General features: G+C 74.2%; 18 protein-coding genes. 5 read left to right on the top strand and 13 right to left on the bottom strand.

Annotation, left to right across the window (positions count from 1 at the left end; genetic code table 11):
* Positions 1 to 147: 147 nt before the first annotated feature.
* From ACZ597_RS11440 to ACZ597_RS11415, 6 genes are read right to left on the bottom strand one after another with little or no spacing between them, the layout of a single operon-like run.
* Entirely contained in the window at positions 148 to 1,395 is a 1,248-nt protein-coding gene (locus tag ACZ597_RS11440; protein ID WP_471327930.1) for a cytochrome P450 family protein, read from the bottom strand.
* The gene (locus tag ACZ597_RS11435) at positions 1,392 to 2,621 is read right to left on the bottom strand and encodes a cytochrome P450 (protein ID WP_471327928.1); all 1,230 of its coding nucleotides are present in this window, start codon (positions 2,619 to 2,621) and stop codon (positions 1,392 to 1,394) included. Before ACZ597_RS11435 ends, ACZ597_RS11440 begins: the two co-directional genes overlap by 4 nt.
* A complete protein-coding gene (locus ACZ597_RS11430; protein ID WP_471327927.1) occupies positions 2,618 to 3,265 on the bottom strand; it encodes a GTP-binding protein in 648 nt (215 codons plus the stop codon). Before ACZ597_RS11430 ends, ACZ597_RS11435 begins: the two co-directional genes overlap by 4 nt.
* On the bottom strand, positions 3,246 to 3,602 hold the full coding sequence (locus ACZ597_RS11425) for a DUF742 domain-containing protein (protein WP_471327925.1): 357 nt from the start codon (positions 3,600 to 3,602) through the stop codon (positions 3,246 to 3,248). The genes ACZ597_RS11430 and ACZ597_RS11425 overlap by 20 nt, the downstream gene beginning before the upstream one ends.
* Complete coding sequence (locus ACZ597_RS11420; protein ID WP_125820074.1) at positions 3,599 to 4,000, bottom strand: roadblock/LC7 domain-containing protein; 402 nt, start codon at positions 3,998 to 4,000, stop codon at positions 3,599 to 3,601. Before ACZ597_RS11420 ends, ACZ597_RS11425 begins: the two co-directional genes overlap by 4 nt.
* On the bottom strand, positions 3,997 to 5,550 hold the full coding sequence (locus ACZ597_RS11415; protein WP_471327923.1) for a sensor histidine kinase: 1,554 nt from the start codon (positions 5,548 to 5,550) through the stop codon (positions 3,997 to 3,999). The genes ACZ597_RS11420 and ACZ597_RS11415 overlap by 4 nt, the downstream gene beginning before the upstream one ends.
* A 229-nt stretch (positions 5,551 to 5,779) precedes the next feature.
* On the opposite strand from ACZ597_RS11415, the gene ACZ597_RS11410 reads away from it, so the two are divergent.
* The 3 genes from ACZ597_RS11410 to ACZ597_RS11400 all read left to right on the top strand — a co-directional run bounded on the left by ACZ597_RS11410 (position 5,780) and on the right by ACZ597_RS11400 (position 8,305).
* Complete coding sequence (locus ACZ597_RS11410; protein WP_471327922.1) at positions 5,780 to 6,685, top strand: ATP-grasp domain-containing protein; 906 nt, start codon at positions 5,780 to 5,782, stop codon at positions 6,683 to 6,685.
* On the top strand, positions 6,682 to 7,470 hold the full coding sequence (locus ACZ597_RS11405; protein ID WP_471327920.1) for an ATP-grasp domain-containing protein: 789 nt from the start codon (positions 6,682 to 6,684) through the stop codon (positions 7,468 to 7,470). Before ACZ597_RS11410 ends, ACZ597_RS11405 begins: the two co-directional genes overlap by 4 nt.
* Before the next feature lie 97 nt (positions 7,471 to 7,567).
* Positions 7,568 to 8,305 carry a hypothetical protein gene (locus ACZ597_RS11400; RefSeq protein WP_471327918.1) on the top strand — a complete coding sequence of 246 codons (738 nt, stop codon included), beginning with the start codon at positions 7,568 to 7,570 and terminating at the stop codon, positions 8,303 to 8,305.
* An 11-nt stretch (positions 8,306 to 8,316) separates the two neighbouring features.
* Here the strand turns inward: ACZ597_RS11400 and ACZ597_RS11395 are convergent, their stop codons facing one another.
* Positions 8,317 to 8,763, bottom strand: a complete 447-nt coding sequence (locus tag ACZ597_RS11395; RefSeq protein WP_471327917.1) for an alpha/beta fold hydrolase — start codon at positions 8,761 to 8,763, stop codon at positions 8,317 to 8,319.
* A 13-nt stretch (positions 8,764 to 8,776) separates the two neighbouring features.
* The gene (locus tag ACZ597_RS11390; protein WP_471327915.1) at positions 8,777 to 9,880 is read right to left on the bottom strand and encodes a DUF2330 domain-containing protein; all 1,104 of its coding nucleotides are present in this window, start codon (positions 9,878 to 9,880) and stop codon (positions 8,777 to 8,779) included.
* A gap of 66 nt (positions 9,881 to 9,946) precedes the next feature.
* On the opposite strand from ACZ597_RS11390, the gene ACZ597_RS11385 reads away from it, so the two are divergent.
* Positions 9,947 to 10,426: a hypothetical protein gene (locus ACZ597_RS11385; protein ID WP_471327913.1), complete on the top strand. Its 480-nt coding sequence runs from the start codon at positions 9,947 to 9,949 to the stop codon at positions 10,424 to 10,426.
* Here ACZ597_RS11385 and ACZ597_RS11380 read toward each other — a convergent pair.
* From ACZ597_RS11380 to ACZ597_RS11360, 5 genes are read right to left on the bottom strand one after another with little or no spacing between them, the layout of a single operon-like run.
* Positions 10,407 to 11,066, bottom strand: coding sequence for an HAD family hydrolase (locus tag ACZ597_RS11380; RefSeq protein ID WP_471327911.1), 660 nt, complete (start codon positions 11,064 to 11,066; stop codon positions 10,407 to 10,409). The two genes, ACZ597_RS11385 and ACZ597_RS11380, sit on opposite strands and share 20 nt — an antisense overlap.
* Positions 11,063 to 12,184 (bottom strand): ABC transporter ATP-binding protein, encoded by a 1,122-nt coding sequence (locus ACZ597_RS11375; RefSeq protein ID WP_471327909.1) that lies wholly within the window; start codon positions 12,182 to 12,184, stop codon positions 11,063 to 11,065. The genes ACZ597_RS11380 and ACZ597_RS11375 overlap by 4 nt, the downstream gene beginning before the upstream one ends.
* Before the next feature lie 5 nt (positions 12,185 to 12,189).
* A complete protein-coding gene (locus ACZ597_RS11370; protein WP_471327986.1) occupies positions 12,190 to 13,080 on the bottom strand; it encodes an ABC transporter permease in 891 nt (296 codons plus the stop codon).
* Positions 13,077 to 13,985, bottom strand: coding sequence for an ABC transporter permease (locus ACZ597_RS11365; protein ID WP_471327908.1), 909 nt, complete (start codon positions 13,983 to 13,985; stop codon positions 13,077 to 13,079). The genes ACZ597_RS11370 and ACZ597_RS11365 overlap by 4 nt, the downstream gene beginning before the upstream one ends.
* Positions 13,985 to 15,154: an ABC transporter substrate-binding protein gene (locus ACZ597_RS11360; protein ID WP_471327906.1), complete on the bottom strand. Its 1,170-nt coding sequence runs from the start codon at positions 15,152 to 15,154 to the stop codon at positions 13,985 to 13,987. Before ACZ597_RS11360 ends, ACZ597_RS11365 begins: the two co-directional genes overlap by 1 nt.
* 221 nt (positions 15,155 to 15,375) lie before the next feature.
* Here ACZ597_RS11360 and ACZ597_RS11355 point away from each other — a divergent pair, with 221 nt between their 5' ends.
* Positions 15,376 to 16,125 carry a GntR family transcriptional regulator gene (locus ACZ597_RS11355; RefSeq protein WP_471327905.1) on the top strand — a complete coding sequence of 250 codons (750 nt, stop codon included), beginning with the start codon at positions 15,376 to 15,378 and terminating at the stop codon, positions 16,123 to 16,125.
* The last annotated feature ends 80 nt before the right edge of the window (positions 16,126 to 16,205 follow it).

Genomic DNA, 16,205 nt, shown 5'->3' with positions numbered 1-16,205 from the left:
GGCGCCCCCGGCCCCTCGTCGCCTCGCAGGCTGATACGGCGTCACCCGCTGGTCGCAGCCCACTACTCCGCAAGTCGTACGGGCCTTTTCCGTAAGGGAGTTGGCCGGGACCGGGACGCCTCCGCCTCCCGGGCCCCGGTGCGTCCGTCAGACGACCCGGGCGTGCAGCCGCACCGGGAGGTCGTGCAGGTCGTTCTGGGTGAGGACCGGCTTGTTGCGCAGTTCCTCGCGGGTGACGGCCAGGGCGAGGCCGGGGAAGCGGGCGTACAGGGCGGGGAGGGCCACGAGGGCCTCCAGGCGGGAGAGCGCCGCGCCGGGGCAGACGTGCGGGCCGTGGCCGAAGGCGATGTGCCGGTTGGGGCTGCGGGTGACGTCGAACTCCCCGGCGTCCTCTCCGTGCTGGGCCTCGTCGCGGCCGAGCGCGCCGAAGGAGACGATCAGGCCCTCGCCCGCGGGCAGGATCCGGTCGCCGACCTCGATGTCCTCGGTGGCGAAGCGGATCAGGACGTGCGAGGTGGGGGTGGACCAGCGCAGGGTCTCCTCGATGACGTTCTCCCAGGGGACCTCCCCCTTGAGGACGAGGGCGCGCTGCTCGGGGTGGGTCTCCAGGGCGACGACGGCGTTGACGATCAGGCTGATGGTGGTCTCGTGTCCGGCGGCGACCATCAGCTGGAGGGTGTTGGTGATCTCCTCGGTGCTCAGGTGGTCGCCGTCCTCGGAGGCGGCGATCAGCGCGCTGGTGAGGTCGTCGCCGGGGTTGGCCCGCTTGGACTCCACGATCCGGGAGAAGAGCGCGCCCAGGTCCGCCATCATCTGGGGGACCTCCTCGGGGAGGGTCTGCGTGGAGAAGAACTTCTCGAAGAGGGCCTTGAGACGGGGGTGTTCGGCGGCGTCGACGCCCATCAGCTCGCTGATGACGTTCATCGGCAGCGGGTACGCGAAGTGCGCCTTCAGGTCGACGGTCTCCCCCTCCGGGAGGGCGTCGAGCGCGTCGAGCGACCGTGCGGTGAGGGCCTCGATGCCGGCACGCAGCTTCTCGACGCGGCGGGCGGTCAGGGCCTGGGCCACGAGGGTGCGCAGCCGGCGGTGCTCGTCGCCGTCGACGGTCAGCATGGAGCGGCCGGGGTTGGCGAGGCCTATGAGCGGCCAGTCCAGGGGGATCTCGCCGCGCTGCCAGGCGCCCCACACGTTGATGTCCTTGACGACCCGGGGGTCGGTGAGGAGTCTGCGGGCCTCGGCGTGGTGCGTGACGGCGTACACGGCGACGCCGCCGGGGAGGACGACACGGGCCAGCGGGCCGGCGGCGCGCAGTGCGGCGCTCTCGGCGTCGAGGTCGGTGACGAAGGGGTCGAGGGTGAGGGGGGCGGGGCCGGTGTGGTCGATCGGGCAGGTCACGGGGTGGCTCCAAGCGCGGGGGTCGGGGTGTAGGTCACGGGGAGGGCGGTGAGGCCCCGCAGCCAGGGCGAGGGGCGCCGGGTGAGTTCGGCGGCGGTTCCGGCGAGGTCGACGTCGGGGAGCCGGTCGAGGAGGACCTCGATGCCGGTCCGGGCGATGGCCTCGGCGACTTCCTGGGCCGGGAAGGGGCAGCGGTGTTCGCCGTGGCCGAAGGAGAAGAAGGCATTGTTCCCGCCGGTGAGGGCGCTCGCGTCGGTGCGTACGTGCGGGTCCCCGTTGGCGGCGGCCAGGCCCAGCAGGACCAGGTCGCCGCTGCCGATGCGCCGGCCGCCGAGGTTGGTGTCCCGGGTGGTCCAGCGGCCGGCGACGTTCTGGGTCGGGGTGTCCTCCCAGAGCACTTCGTTCATGGCCTCGCCGACGCTGTGCCGGCCGCCCGCGAGGGAGGCGGCGAAGCGGTCGTCGGTGAGCATCAGGCGCAGCGAGTTGCCGATCCAGTCGGCGGTGGGCTGGTGGCCGGCGGCCATCATCACCATCAGGTCCTGGGCGATCTCGTCGACGGTGAACCCGGCGGTGTTGGCCAGCATCCGGGAGGCGACGTCGGGGCCGGGCTCGGCGGCCTTGGCGGCGAGGAGCGCGTACATGGACTCGCCGAGGTGGCGCTGGCCGTCGAGGGCCCCCTCCCGGCCGTTGATCATGTCGTTCATGGCGGTGACGAGGCCCGGGCCCTGCTCGTCGGAGAACCCGTAGATGCGCGCGAGGACGCGCAGCGGCAGGAGCATGGCGTACTCGCCGACGATGTCGCAGGCGCCCTTGCCGCAGAGCCCGTCGATCAGCTCGTCGGCGAAGCGCTCCGCGTGGCCCTTGAGTTCGAACGGGTCGACGGATTCCAGCGCGTCGGAGATGACGGCCGCGCGCTCGCGGTGGCGTTCGCCGACGGTGTAGAGGATGGACGGCTGCTTGCGGCCGATCATCGGGAGCAGCGGCCAGTCGGCCGGGATGCGGTCCCACTGGTTCCACAGGTCGGAGTCGCGGGAGAAGAGCTGGGGGTCACTGGTGACCTGGTGCAGCTCGCGGTAGCCGAGGACCAGCCAGGCGGGCACGTCGCCGTCGAGGACGACCGGGGCGACGGGGCCGTGGTCGCGGCGCATCTCCCGGTACAGCTCGGCGGGGTCGCTCTGGAAGCGGGGGCCGCCGAGGTAGACGGGCTGCGGCTCGGGGGTGGTCACGGGGTGGGCTCCGGGATGGGGTGCGGGACGGCGTCCGGCCGGTGGGGCCGGTGGTCGTGGAGGTGCTGGAGGTGCTCGACGAGCGAGATGAGCACCCGCTTGCTGGATTCGCGGGAGCGGGCGTCGCAGAACAGCAGGGGCACTTCGGAGGGGAGGTCGAGGGCGGTGCGGATCTGCTCGGGGGTGTGGGCGGGGCCGCCGAAGTCGTTGCAGGCGACGACGAAGGGCGTGCCGTGGTGTTCGAGCCGGTCGATGGCGTACCAGGAGTCGGCGAGGCGGCGGGTGTCGACGAGGACGACCGCGCCGAGGGTGCCGGAGAACAGCCGGTCCCACAGGAACCAGAACCGCTCCTGGCCGGGGGCGCCGAACAGGTAGAGCACGTTGTGGGCGTCGAGGGTGATCCGGCCGAAGTCGAAGGCGACGGTGGTGGCGGTCTTGGCGCCGATGCCGTCGGTGTCGTCGACGGCCTCCCCCGCCGTGGTCATCGTCTCCTCGGTGTTCAGCGGGCGGATCTCGCTGACCGAGCGGACCATGGTGGTCTTGCCGACGCCGAAGCCGCCCACGATCACGATCTTGAGGCCGTTGTCGGCGGTGCTGCTGAGGTTCTGCCGGGGCTCGCCCGGGTCAGAGGTTGCGGAGTCCAACGAGCACCTGCTCCAGGATGTCGGGGTCGGGAAGGCGGTACGTCGTCACGCGCGGGTGCCGGGCGCTGATGCGCCCGGCCGCGAGGAGGTCGGCCAGGAGGATCCGTACGATCGAGACGGGCAGGCCCAGTTCGGCCGCGACCTCCACGACGGCGGTCGGGTAGCGGCACATCCGCAGGATCGCCGCGTGCTCGGACTGGATGCCGGGGACCGGGTCGCACTCGGCGACGATCAGGGTCACCAGGTCGAAGGCGTCGCTCCCGGAGCTGCTGCGGCCGCCGGTGAGGGTGTACAGCCGGTCCGGGGAGTCGTCCCGGCCCGGCCTGCCGCGGCTCAACCCCGGGGCCTGGCGATCAGATGCTCGCTCAGCTGCTCGACCAGCTCGGACATGTTGTGGCCGACGAGGCCCGCGTCGGCGTCCTCGGCGGCGACGAGCGCGAGGTGCGCGCCCTCTCCGGCCTCGACGATGAAGAGGATCCCGCCGTAGAACTCGGCCATGGCGGAGCGGACCCCGCCGGTGCCGTCGCCGAACTCGATGGACGCCCCGTGCGACAGGCTCTGGATGCCGGCGGAGATCGCGGCGAGCTGGTCGGCCTGGTCGACGGACAGCTCGGGGGTGCGGCACAGCTTGAGGCCGTCGCGGGAGAGCACGAGGGCGTGCCGGGCGCCGGGGGTGCGCTCCAGGAGTCCTTCCAGGAGCCAGCTGAGCGTCTCGTCGGTGGTGGGGCCGGTCATGGGGTGTCGTTGCCTTCCGGGTGCGGGGGGTTGGTGGGCTGCTGCGGCGCCGGGGCCGCGTTGCCGCGTACGGCTTGGCGGAAGCTGCCGAAGCGCGCGGCGGACCGGGACGCGCCGCCGGGGGCGGCCGGGGTGGGGGCCGCTGCGCCCGCGGCGTCGGGCGCGGGCCCGAACTGGGACTGGGCGGCTGCCAGGGTCCGGCCGCGCCGCCGCTGGGGCAGTCCGCTCTCGCCGATCACCGGGTTCACGCCGGTGGTCTCGGACTGCCCGGAGTCTACGGGGGTGTCGTGGACGGGCTCGGCCTCGGTCCGCCCGGACGGTACGGCCGCCGTCCCGGCGGGGGCCGGGGAGGGCTCGGGGACCGTCAGGAGGGCCGGGGCGGGCACGGGTTCGGCCGGGGCGTGGCTGATCAGCTCTTCCGGGATCATCATCAACGCGCCGGTGCCGCCGCGCGCGGAGGGCCGGAAGGAGACGGTCAGGGCGTGCTTGCGGGCGAGGCGGCCGACGACGGCGAGGCCGAGGCGGGTGCCGGAGAGCCCGGCGAGGTCCAGGGACTCGGCGGTCACGGCCTGTTCGGCGCGGCGGAGCTGGAGCTCGCTCATGACGAGGCCGCTGTCCTCGACGGTGATGACGACCCCGGCCGGCACCTCCTCCACGTAGACGTGGACCTCGGCGGTGGGCGGCGAGAAGTTGGCGGCGTTGTCGAGGAGTTCGGCGAGGGCGTGCATGACGCCCTCGGCGGCGTGCCCGGCGACGGCGGCCTCGCTGGTGGAGTGCAGCCGGACCCGCTGGTAGCCGCCGATGCGGCCCATGGCGCCGCGCAGGATGGACTCCATGACGATGGGCTTGGCCCAGCGGCGGCCGGAGCGCGCTCCGGTGAGGACGGCGATGGAGTCGGCGAGGCGGCCGGCCTGGGCGGTGCGGTGGTCGAGGTGGAGCAGGTCGCCGAGAACCTCCTCGTCGGCGTGCCTGTGCTCCATCTCCCGCAGGTCGGCCAGCATTCCGGTGGCGAGGGCCTGCATCCGGCCGGCGGCGTTGGCGGCGGCGGCCATGGCGGCGGCCCGGCCCGACCGGGCGCGGCGCAGTTCCTCGCCGAGCCGCTCGCGGGTGGCCTGCTGGGCGGCGGTGAGCCGGTCCAGTTCGGCGGCGTGGGCGGTGGTGAGGTGGTGCACTTCGGCGGCGTGGGCCGTCGTCAGGTGCTCCACCTGGGCGGCGTGGTCGGTGGTGAGCCGGGTGTGTTCGGCGGTGCGGGCCGCCGTGTCACGGGCCCCGTCGGCCGTCAGGCGGGCGATGTAGGCGTCGCGGACGGAGAGTTCACCGGCCAGGTGGGAGAGGCGGCCGCGGAGCTCCCGGGCGGTGCGCGCCCACCAGGTGACGGCGCAGGCGGCGACGGCGAGGAGCAGCGAGCCGGAGAAGGAGAACCAGGCGAGGGGGGTTTGGACGGCGGTCGGGGCCGCGGCCACCGCCCCCGTGGACAGGGCACCCGCTGCCGCTGCTGTGACGAGCAGGGCGAGCGCGGAGGGGCGGAGGGGGGAGGGCGACGCCGTCATCGATCAAGGCCTCAAACCGGGCATAAATGGAGGAGAAGGTTCCTGCTGGCAACGGGGCACAACTATAAGAGGATTGGTGATCGTTTAGGAATGCCCTTGATAAACATCACGTTGAGTAGTGCCCACTTAGGCTCCTTCTGGAGCGGTTTCGGGGCTATGCCATGGCATCCTGTGACGTCACCACTCGCCGGACGGAATCGGCGGACGTCCGGGGAAAACGGGGAAGGTCATGAGGCTCTGCTTCCTGGTGGAGGAGCACTACCGCCACGACGGCATGCCCAATGAGGTCGTCCGGCAACTGACCGCCTGGGGCCACCAGGTGGACGTGGTCCGCCCCGGCGGCTCCCTGCTGCGCATGGACGGCCTGGTCCGGGCCGGAGCGCACGACGCCTGGGTGCTCAAGACCGTCTCCGGCGGCCCCGGGCTCACCCTGCTCGAAGCCGCGGCCGCCGCCGGCACGACCACCGTCAACGACGCCCGGTCCATCCGCGGCGTCCGGGACAAGGCCCTGGCCGCCGCGCTCGGCAGCGCCCGGGGGCTGCCGCTGCCGCCCACCTACGCCGTCGCCCGGCCCGAACTCCTGGCGGGCGTACCGGACAGCGCGTACCCGCTCGTGGTCAAGCCCGCCGACGGCAGCTCCGGGCGGGGCGTCCACCTGGTCCCCTCGCCCGGCCGGCTCGCCGCGCTGCTGCCCGAACTCGCCGGGGAGGGCATGCTCATCGCGCAGCCCTACGTCCCGAACTCCGGCACCGACCTCAAGGTGTACGGCGTCGGCGGCGAGCTGTACGCCACCGAGCGCCGCTCCCCCCTGCACCCGGACGCCCCCGTCCGCGAACGCCTCGTGCGGCTGCCGGACGAGGTGGCGCGGATCGCCGCCCGGGTCGGCGAGGTGTACGGGCTGGACCTGTACGGGGTCGACGTGCTGCTGGGTCCCGACGGGCCCGTCGTGGTCGACGTGAACGACTTCCCGAGTTTCCGCCAGGTGCCGGACGCGGCCGCGCGGGTCGCGCGCGCCGTGCTGGACCTGGCCCGCTCGGGCGGCGAGCGCCCGGCCGCCGCGACCCTCCCGCAGGCGCGCCCGTACCCCCGGCCGGTGGCCGTTCCCGCCCAGGCGGCGGCGGGGGACGGCGCGTGAGGGTCGGCCTGATCACCCCGGACGCCGGACACCCGCTGCTGGCGGCCACCGCCGCGCTGCTCGCGCCGGAGCACGACGTACGGGTCCTGGACCCGGGAGCCGGCGCCGCCGCGGCGGCCGGGGCGCGGGCCGACGTGTACCTGCTGAAGGCGCGGACCCCCTCGGCCCTGGCCCTGGCCCGGGAGCTGGAACGGCGCGGGGCGCCCGTACTGAACTCGGCGTCGGCCACCGAGCGCTGCCAGGACCGCACCGGCATGGCCGAACTGGCGCTGCGGGCCGGTCTCCCCTTCGCCGCGACCCGGACCTGCGCCTCGCTCGCCGGGCTGGAGGCGGCCCTGCGGCCCGGCCGGCCGGTGGTGGTCAAGAGCCGGCTCAGCCGCAAGCACGACCTGGTCGCCCGCGTCGACGGCCCCGAGGGGCTGCGCGCACTGGCCGCCGCGGGCTGGGAGCGGGAGCCGGTCGTGGTGCAGCCGTTCGCCCCCAACGACGGCTGGGACCACAAGCTGTGGGTGATCGGCGACCGGGTCTTCGCGGGCCTGCGGCGCTCCGAACTCGCCGCCGGGGAGAAGGAGCCCGCCCGCCCGCTCGGGCAGCTGCCCGACGGCTGGGCCGAACTGGCCCTGCGGGTGGGCGCGGTCTTCGCCCTGGACGTGTACGGCGTGGACGTCATCGCCACGGACGGCGGCGGCCCGCTCATCGTCGACGTCAACGCCTTCCCCGGCATCCGCGGCCAGTCCGGCGCGCCCGAAGCCCTCGCGGCCCTCGCCCTGCGCCGCGCCGGGTAGCCGCCGGGGCGGACGGGACGGTCGGCCGGAGGGCGGCCGTTCCGGGGGTCGATGTGCGTAGACTCGCATCGGCGCGACCCATGACGACGAGGATTCCATGCACCCCGCCGACGAAGACCCGCAGCGGCTGGACCCGGCCAGCCTCCACAACGCGAGGACGACGATCGTCCAGCTCCTCGGCCGGGCGGGGGTTCCCTCCGGCTCCGCCGAGGAGCTGATCAGGCTGGTCGAGGCCGGCGTGCTCGCCGCCGCCCACCGGGAGATCGAGCCGTCCACGACGGCCGCCCCCGGCGGAAGGGACGAGCTCTACGCGTCGGGCTGGCTCGACGGCGCCCGCGCCCTCACCGACGAACTCGGTGACATCGCCGAACGGGCGCTGGGGCGAGCCGTCGGCGCCGGACCGGCGGAGGGCTCTCCCGGTGCCCGGCCGCCCGTCCGCAGGATGGAGGTGGAACGGGCGCAGGTGGCGGTGACCCCCCTCTACCTGTCCTTCAGCAGCGTCTCCGACCTCGACCCGGAGGTCACCGAGCAGGTGCTCGGCGCCGTCCTCGGGACGATGAGCCCCCGGCAGCGGGCCGCCTACGCGGGCCGGCTCACCCGGTTCGCCGACTCCCACCGCCCCCACCTGGCCCGGCTGTACGCGGAGTACGGCCCGGGCAGCACCATCACCCTCCACGGCCGCTACTCCCTGCTGCACTCCCCCACCAGCATCGCCGTACTGGAACGGCTCGCCGCCTCGCCGTCGGCGCTGCGCGAGGAGTGGGACGCCGCCGAACTGCCGCCCTCGTGGCTGGACGGCCTGACGGCGACCTGGGAGCCGTCGGATACGGCCTGACCGGGGGCGCCCTAGCTCAAGAAGGTGGCGACCGCGCCGGTGAAGGCCTCCGGGTCGTCGAGCCAGGGGAAGTGGCCGGCGCCCGGCTGGACGGTCAGGGCGGCGTTCGGGAACAGGGCCGCGTACGCGGCCATCGCGCGCGGCGGTGCCGCGAGGTCGGCCTCGCCCGCGAGCACCAGCACCGGAGCGGCGAGGCCGGCGAGGGCCTCGCGGGTGGCGTCCGGGTCGTCGACGAGCCGGTCGCAACGGTAACCGGCCGGGTCCTCGGGGGTGGCCGAGGAGCCCGTGCCGCGCAGGTCGAGCCGGACCAGGCGGCGGTGCGGGAGGAGCCCGTCGAGGCCCGCGAGGTAGGCGGAGTCCTGCATGGGGCCGCCGGGGAGGCAGACCAGCGGGGCCCCGTCGTCGCCACGGACGTGGCAGGCGAGGCGGGTTCCGTCGTACGCGGGGAAGGTGGTCACGGTCGGGACCTTGTCAGCCGCGTTCCGGCAGGTCAAGCGGTATTCCCCGGCCGCGCGAACGGGCCGGCCCGCGCCGCCGCGTCGCCAGCAGGACGGCCCCGGCCGCCCCGGCCGCCCAGACGCCGCCCACCGTCAGGAGCCAGACCGGGACCCCGCCCGCCATGAGGAGTTCGTCCTGGTAGACGGCCCTCCGGAAGGGGGTGTCCTGGGCGGTGGCGCGCAGTTCGTGGTCCCCGTCGATGCGGGACGGCTCCGGGAAGCGCTGCTCGATCGCGGTCAGGAACACCGGCTTGCCTCCCGTGAGCTCGCCGAGTGCGCCCTCCGGGGTGATCTTCCCGGCGAAGGTCACCTCGGGCGCCGCACCTCCGATCGCGGAGGCGGGCTCCGTCCGGTGGTCGCCGAGGACGTACAGGCCGAGGGACTGCGGGGTCCGGGCCAGCCGGGACAGCCGCATCGGGTAGACGAAGCGGGCGCTGTCGAAGCGGATGCGCAGCGGGTCGAGTTCACCGCGCAGGCTCCGGTCCTTCTCCCGGGGGACCAGGCGGACGGCGACGTACTCCCACTTCTGCTCCACGTACGGCTTCAGCTCGGGGGCGAGCCGCTCGGGCATCTTGAAGCCGTTGGCCTCCAGCCAGGTGCGCAGCGCCTCGGGGTCGGTGGCCGTCAGCCGCGCCACGTCGAAGTCGCCGAGCCGCTCGCGGCCGACCACGCCGACCGGTGCGCCCGCGCCGGGGGCGGCGCCGACCTCGCGGTCCGACCCGGAGGAGAAGGGCCAGTCCCGGTCCCGCGGCCAGAAGTACGTACGGGTCTTGCGTTCGGGCCGGATGAGTTCGGTCAGCTGGGGGAAGAGGGCGGGGTTGCCCAGTTCCACCGTGGCCCGGCCGGGGACCGGCATGATCCAGGCCGCTCGGCGGGCGTCGCCGCCGACGGTGAAGCGCATGACGATCTCCTCGGACCGGCCGTCCCAGCGCACGACGGAGCTCTCCCGGTCGACCCCGATCCGGTAGGCCTCCTCGGGGATCACCGCTCCGCAGCCGCACGCGTACGCGGGGCTGATCAGGGACCCCAACTGGGTCGCGAGCAGGGCGAGCAGCAGGGCAAGGATCCTTCTCTTCATCCACACGGGCTCTCAGACGTGGCCGGATCTCGACCGGTTCCCCCCGCGCTCCCATACTTGGGCCTCATGAGAGGGAAGGAACAGCCGCGCACCAGCCCGCTGGTGCCCGCAGCCGTGCTGGAGACCATCGCGCGGTACGACTGGGAGTCCGTCGTCTGCGGCTGCGGCCGCTCGGCCGGGCACCTGGAGGGCACCCTGTGGGACGCTGCCGAGGGGCACCCGGCGGCCTACCACGCGCTGGAGGGGCACGTCTTCGCCCGGTCGCGGCTGTGGCCCCCGGCCCCGGCGGCCTGCGCGGTGCTGATGGCGGTCTGGTCGGCCGGCCCGCCCCGGCTGGCGACCCGCGAGGCCCTGCTGTGGACGCTGCTGGCGCTGCTGAACTCGGAGGACGACGGGACCCCGTACGAGGCGGGCCTCTACGGGCAGTGCGCCGCCCACGTACGGGCCGGCCTGCCGCTGCTGCGCGGCGGCCGGGCGGGCCGGCCCGGTTCGGTGTCGGCGGCCTACGCCGAGGGCATCGTGGACCTCATCGCCCTGTGCGCGTGAGGCCGCCCAGCAGGGCCGGGGTGACCTCCTCCAGGGAGGCCGCGAAGGTCCGGGCCGGCGAGGACGGCACCCCGAGCAGCGAGGGCACGACCAGGACCGGGCAGCCCGCCGCCTCGGCGGAGGCGGCGCCGTCCGGGGAGTCCTCCACCGCCACGCACTCCCCCGGTGCGAGTCCCAGGCGCTCCGCGGCGGCGCGGTAGGGGTCGGGGTGCGGCTTGGTCCGGGCGGTGTCGTCGGCGGAGAGGGTGAAGGCGAAGGGGACCGCGGCCAGCGCGCCCGTCACGACCTGGTCGACCACCACCCGGGGCGAGGCGCTGACCAGGGCGAAGGGCACCCCCTCGGTCTCCAGGGCGGCCAGCAGCCGCCGGACGCCCGGGCGGACGGGTGCCCCGGCGGCGACCCGGCGGAAGAACCCCTCGGTGAGTTCGGCGGCCACGGCGTCGGCCGCGCCGGCGCCGGCGGTCCGTACGAGGTGCGCGGCGGTGTCCGCGACGGCGCGGCCGACGACCTCGGGGGCGTCCGCCGGTCCGAGCGCGTGGCCGAGCCGGGCGGCGGTCTCCTCGGTGGTCCGCCACCACAGCACCTCGGTGTCGACGAGGGTGCCGTCCATGTCGAAGAGGACGGCGGCCGGCGCCCTCACGCGGTGCCCGCCTCGACGAGCACGGGCCGTTCGGCGGGGCGTACGCGGGCCCGCGCGCCGGGCGCCAGCTCCCCGGCCTCCCGGGACGGCAGGTCGGCCTTGACCCGGGTGCCGTCGGACAGGTCGAGGTGGAGGCGGGTGACGGCGCCGAAGAAGGAGGCCGACACCACGGTGGCCCCGCCCTCCGGATCGGCGGCGACGGTGAGGTTCTCGGGGCGGACCAGCACCCGCACCTCGGACGTGCCGGGGACGGGGGCGGTGCCGTCGAGCGGCAGCCGGACGCCGGCGACCTCGACCTCGCCGGAGCCGGTGAGCCGGCCGGGGAGCCGGTTCATGGTGCCGACGAACCCGGCGACGAAGGGCGTCGCGGGCCGCTCGTACAGCTCGGCGGGGGCGGCGCACTGCTCCAGCTTCCCGGCGTTGAGCACGGCGACCCGGTCGGCCATGGACAGGGCCTCCTCCTGGTCGTGGGTGACGAACACGGTGGTGATGCCGAGGGAGAGCTGGAGCCTGCGGATCTCCTCGCGCAGGTTGGCCCGTACCTTGGCGTCGAGGGCGGAGAGCGGTTCGTCGAGCAGCAGCACGCGCGGGCGCAGGGCCAGGGCGCGGGCGAGCGCGACGCGCTGCTGCTGTCCGCCGGACATCTGGTGCGGGTAGCGCTCGCCGTGCTCGGGGAGGCCCACCAGGTCCAGGAGTTCGGCGGCGCGTTCGCGGCGGCGGGCCGCCGGGACCTTCCGCACGCGCAGGCCGAAGGCCACGTTCTCGCGGGCGTTGAGGTTGGGGAAGAGGCTGTACGACTGGAAGACCATCCCGGCGTCGCGGCGGTTGGCCGGGACCCGGGTGATGTCCTCGCCGTCGACCAGGACCTCGCCGGAGTCGGGCTGTTCGAAGCCGGCGAGCACGCGCAGGGCGGTGGTCTTGCCGCAGCCCGAGGGGCCGAGCAGGGCGAGGAGTTCGCCGGGTTCGACGGTGAGGTCGAGTCCGTCGAGGGCGACGGTGGTGCCGAAGGCCCGGCGCAGACCGCGGAACTCGACGCGGGCGCCCCCGGCGGGGGTTCCGGCCGCGGATCCCGCCGCGGTTCCGGCCGGCTTCCTGGCCGCGGGAAGGGTGGTGGACACGTGGGTCAGCGCTCCTTGCGGGAGTTGGCGGGTGCGGAGGCCGCGGTGGACGGGGTGGTTCCGGCCCGCGAGAGGGCGAGCAGCAGCAGCCAGGTGACGAGGAGGCTGAGAATGGAGACGGCCACCGACATCCGGGCCTGGGCTCCGGAGACGGAGACGATCCACACCGCGAAGGGCCTGAAGCCGAGCAGCGAGGCGATGGTGAACTCGCCGAGGACCAGCGCGAGCGTGAGGAAGGCCGCTCCGGCGAGCGAGGCCCGCAGGTTGGGCAGCAGCACCCGCAGGACCACGTGGGGCCAGCTCGCGCCGCAGCTGCGGGCGGCCTCGACCAGGGTGGGGACGTCCACGGCGCGCAGGCCCGCGTCGAGGGAGCGGTGTACGAAGGGCAGCGCCAGCACCGTGTAGGCGAGGACCAGGACGACGGGGAACTTCTCGTTCTGCACGGCGAGGAAGGTCTGGTACAGCGGGGTCCGCGAGAGGTGTTCGGGCCCCCAGCGCAGCACGGTGGTGATGCCGGTGACCAGGGCGATGGGCGGCACCACCAGCGGCAGGGTGCACATCACCTCCACGACGGGCCGCAGCCTCGGCGAGCCGAGCCGTACGGCGATCAGGGCGGGCACGGCGAGGAGCAGGCACAGGGCGATGGTGGCGGCTGCGAGGCCGAGGGAGAGCAGCAGGCTCTCGGTGAAGCCCTCGGCGCCGAGCAGCCGGGTGTACGCCTCGAAGGTGATCCCCTGGCCGGGGACGTGCACGGTGAAGACGAAGGAGGCGGCGAGCGGGAGCAGGAAGTACGCGCCGGCGAGGGCGAGTACGGCTCCGCGCCAGACCCGCGGGCGTGGGCGGCGGCGGGTCCTCGCCCCCCGGGCCGCGTACGTCTGCGGGGCGGTCTCGGTCATCGCAGCCATCGGGCGCTCCGTCGCTGGAGGGGCAGGTAGACCGCCATGACCAGGCCGGCGATCAGGATCATGTCGAGTCCGAGGGCGAGCGCCACGTTCTCCTGGCCGGTGAGCACGTTGCCGGAGAGGGCGTCGGCGATCTTCAGCGTCACCAGGGGTACGGATCCGCCGACGAGGGCGGCGGCGGTGGCGTGGGCGGCGAAGGCGGTGCCGAAGAGCAGGACGAACCCGCCGAGCAGGGAGGGCGCGAGGACGGGCAGGCCGACGTGGCGCCAGAACTGCCAGGTGCTCGCCCCGTTGTTCCGGGCGGCCTCGCGCCACTGCGGGCGCAGTCCGTCCAGTGCGGGGACGGTCACGATGACCATCAGGGGGATGAGGAAGTACAGGTAGACCACGGTGAGGCCGGTGAAGGAGTACAGGTTCCAGCCGAGGCCGGTGAGGTCGGCGAGTTGCGTGACGACCCCGGAGATCCCCGCGGTGGCGATGAAGGCGAAGGCGAGCGGTACTCCGCCGAAGTTGGCGAGGACGCCGGACGCGGTCAGTGCCGCGGAGCGCAGTGCGGTGGAGCGGGAGGTGGCCAGTGCGTGCGCGACCAGGACGCCGAGCACCGCGCCGAGGAGTGCGGTGAGGGCGGAGAGCTGGACGCTGCCGGTGAGGGATCCGAGGTAGGGGCCCTGGAGGGAGCGTGCGAGGTGCTCGCCGGTGACCTGGGTGGCGCCGGTGGCCGGGTCGGTGCGGGTGACCGCGCCGAAGGCGATGGCGCCGAGGGGGATGCCGAAGCACAGGCCGGTGAAGGCGAGGAGGGGGAGGGCGGCGAGCCAGGTGCGCGGGCCGCGCCGCCGGCGGCGGGGGGTGGTGCCGCCGGCGGTTCCCTCCGGGCGAGGGGTGGTGGTGGGGGCGGACATCAGCTGAGGGCCTTGTCCCACTTCTCGGCGAGGGTGGCCTTGGCCTTGTCGAGCTCGGCGGAGGCCGGGAAGGACGGGGTGCCCTGGACCTGGGGGAGCTTGGTCACCGCGTCCTTGTCGGCGGTGCCGTCCTGGGTCATGCCGGGGAGCAGGACCGGGCGGGCGTGCCCCTTGAGCCAGATGTTCTGGCCCTCGGTGCTGTAGAGGAACTCCATCCACAGGCGGGCGGCCGCCGGGTGGGGGGCGTCCTTGTTGATGGCCTGCGAGTAGTACTGGGCGTAGACGCCGTCGGCGGGGACGACGGTCTTCCAGTCGACGCCCTTGCCCCTGAACTGCTCGGCGTAGCCGGCGTTGAGGTAGTCCCAGTCGATGGAGATGGGCGTCTCGCCCTTCTCGACGGTGGCCGGGGTGGACTCGACGGGGATGAAGTTGCCGCTCCTGCGGAGCTGTCCGAAGAAGTCGATGCCGGGCTGGACGTCGGCGAAGGAGCCCTTGTTGGCGAGGGCGGCCGCGTAGACGCCGCCGAATGCGGAGCCGGACTTGGTCGGGTTGCCGTTGAGGGCGACCTTGCCCTTGTACTCGGGCTTGAGCAGGTCGGCGAAGGTCTGCGGGCAGTGGGGGATCCTCGCCGCGTCGCAGCCGATGGAGACGTAGCCGCCGTAGTCGTTGTACCAGCGGCCGTCGGCGTCCTTCTGGGAGGCGGGGATCTTGTCCCAGGCGGTGACCTTGTAGGGGGCGAAGAGGTTCTCGGCGGCTCCGCTGCGGGCGAAGGCGATGCCGAGGTCGAGCACGTCGGGGGCGCGGTCCTGGCCCTTGCGGGTCTTGACGGCGGCGATCTCGTCGGAGCTGGAGGCGTCCGGGTTCTCGCTGGAGATCTTGATCTTCGGGTACTTGGCCTGGAAGGCCTTGACCATCTCTCCGTAGTTCGCCCAGTCCGGGGGCAGCGCGATGACGTTGAGCTTGCCCTCCTTCTCGGCGGCGGCGACGAGGGCCTCCATGCCGCCGAGGTCGGCCACCGAGGCGGCGGTGCCCGGCTGGGCCTTGGCCTTGCCGTCGGCCGTGGTGCCGGCGGCCGGCTGGTCAGGAGCGGCGCCGCACGCGCTGAGCGTGGTGAGGATCGCGGCGCCGAGCAGAACGGCCGCACCGCGACGGGCGGAGGAACTGAACACGGTCTCTCCCGGAGACTAAGGGGGGTTCACTTGCCAGGCATCACTTGTCTGAACAAGTTGGCTCCAGTTCGCCCGGGGCGCCTGTACGGCCGGTGAACGGCGGCTGGACCGCGGAGCACGGCTCGACGAAGACACGAGAATGGCCGGAAGAAGTCGTGACAGAACCTGCTGGAATGATCATGAGTCGATCAGGGGTACACGGCGGGCAGGGGGCGAACGGCATGGGAACGGTCCGGTATCTGGAGATCGCGGAGGCGTTGCGGGCGGCGGTCCTGTCCGGGGAGTACCCGGTGGGCGCCCGGCTGCCGTCGGAGACCGACCTCGCGGCCCGCTGGTCGGTCTCGCGCGGCACGGTCCGCCAGGCCGTCGCCACCCTGGCCGCCGAGGGGCTGATCGGCTCCAGCCAGGGCGCGCGGAGGATCGTCCTGCGCCACGAGCGCCGGCACGGCTTCGGCGAGCTGAACAGCTTCGCGCAGTGGGCCGAGGGAGTCGGGCACGAGGCCCGCAGCCGGTTCCTGTCGCGGACCCGGCGGCCGGCGACGGCGGAGGAGGCGGAGCGTCTCGCGCTGGCACCGGGCACGGAGGTACTGGCCGTGCTGCGGCTGCGGCTGCTCGACGGGGAGCCCACGATGGTGGAGCGGACGGCCTACGCCGACTGGGTCGCGGCGGCCGTGGAGGCGCTGCCCGAGGACTGCCGCTCGGTGATGGACAGCCTTGCGGCGGACTCCGGGATCACCGCCCAGTACGGCGAACACCTCATCGACGCCCTCCCGGCGGGCAGCGAGGACGCCCGCCTGCTGGAGATCCGGCGCGGCAGCCCCCTGCTGCGCCAGCGGCACGTCTCGGCCACCCGCACGGGGCGCCCGATCGAGTGGTCCGACGACCGGTACCGAGCCGGGAGCGTCACCTTCAGTGTGAGCAACTCGGCAGTAGCAACACCTCTGGAGCGCCACCCGGGCGGGGAGCGGTGAGCCGGGCCGTGAACACCGGTCCCGCCCCGGCACCCGTCCGGCACGACCCGCGCCGCGGCCCCGCGGCGCCCTTCGAGAAG

This window comes from Streptomyces sp. NPDC040718, from assembly GCF_055593565.1.
This window is presented reverse-complemented; position numbering and strand designations above follow the sequence as displayed.

Bases quoted from the DNA above. Each gene is read 5' to 3' on its own strand.
- ACZ597_RS11420 (WP_125820074.1), bottom strand. From the start codon at position 4,000: ATGACCGGCCCCACCACCGACGAGACGCTCAGCTGGCTCCTGGAAGGA.
- ACZ597_RS11415 (WP_471327923.1), bottom strand. From the start codon at position 5,550: ATGACGGCGTCGCCCTCCCCCCTCCGCCCCTCCGCGCTCGCCCTGCTC.
- ACZ597_RS11410 (WP_471327922.1), top strand. From the start codon at position 5,780: ATGAGGCTCTGCTTCCTGGTGGAGGAGCACTACCGCCACGACGGCATG.
- ACZ597_RS11400 (WP_471327918.1), top strand. From the start codon at position 7,568: ATGCACCCCGCCGACGAAGACCCGCAGCGGCTGGACCCGGCCAGCCTC.
- ACZ597_RS11390 (WP_471327915.1), bottom strand. From the start codon at position 9,880: ATGAAGAGAAGGATCCTTGCCCTGCTGCTCGCCCTGCTCGCGACCCAG.
- ACZ597_RS11385 (WP_471327913.1), top strand. From the start codon at position 9,947: ATGAGAGGGAAGGAACAGCCGCGCACCAGCCCGCTGGTGCCCGCAGCC.
- ACZ597_RS11370 (WP_471327986.1), bottom strand. From the start codon at position 13,080: ATGACCGAGACCGCCCCGCAGACGTACGCGGCCCGGGGGGCGAGGACC.
- ACZ597_RS11365 (WP_471327908.1), bottom strand. From the start codon at position 13,985: ATGTCCGCCCCCACCACCACCCCTCGCCCGGAGGGAACCGCCGGCGGC.
- ACZ597_RS11355 (WP_471327905.1), top strand. From the start codon at position 15,376: ATGGGAACGGTCCGGTATCTGGAGATCGCGGAGGCGTTGCGGGCGGCG.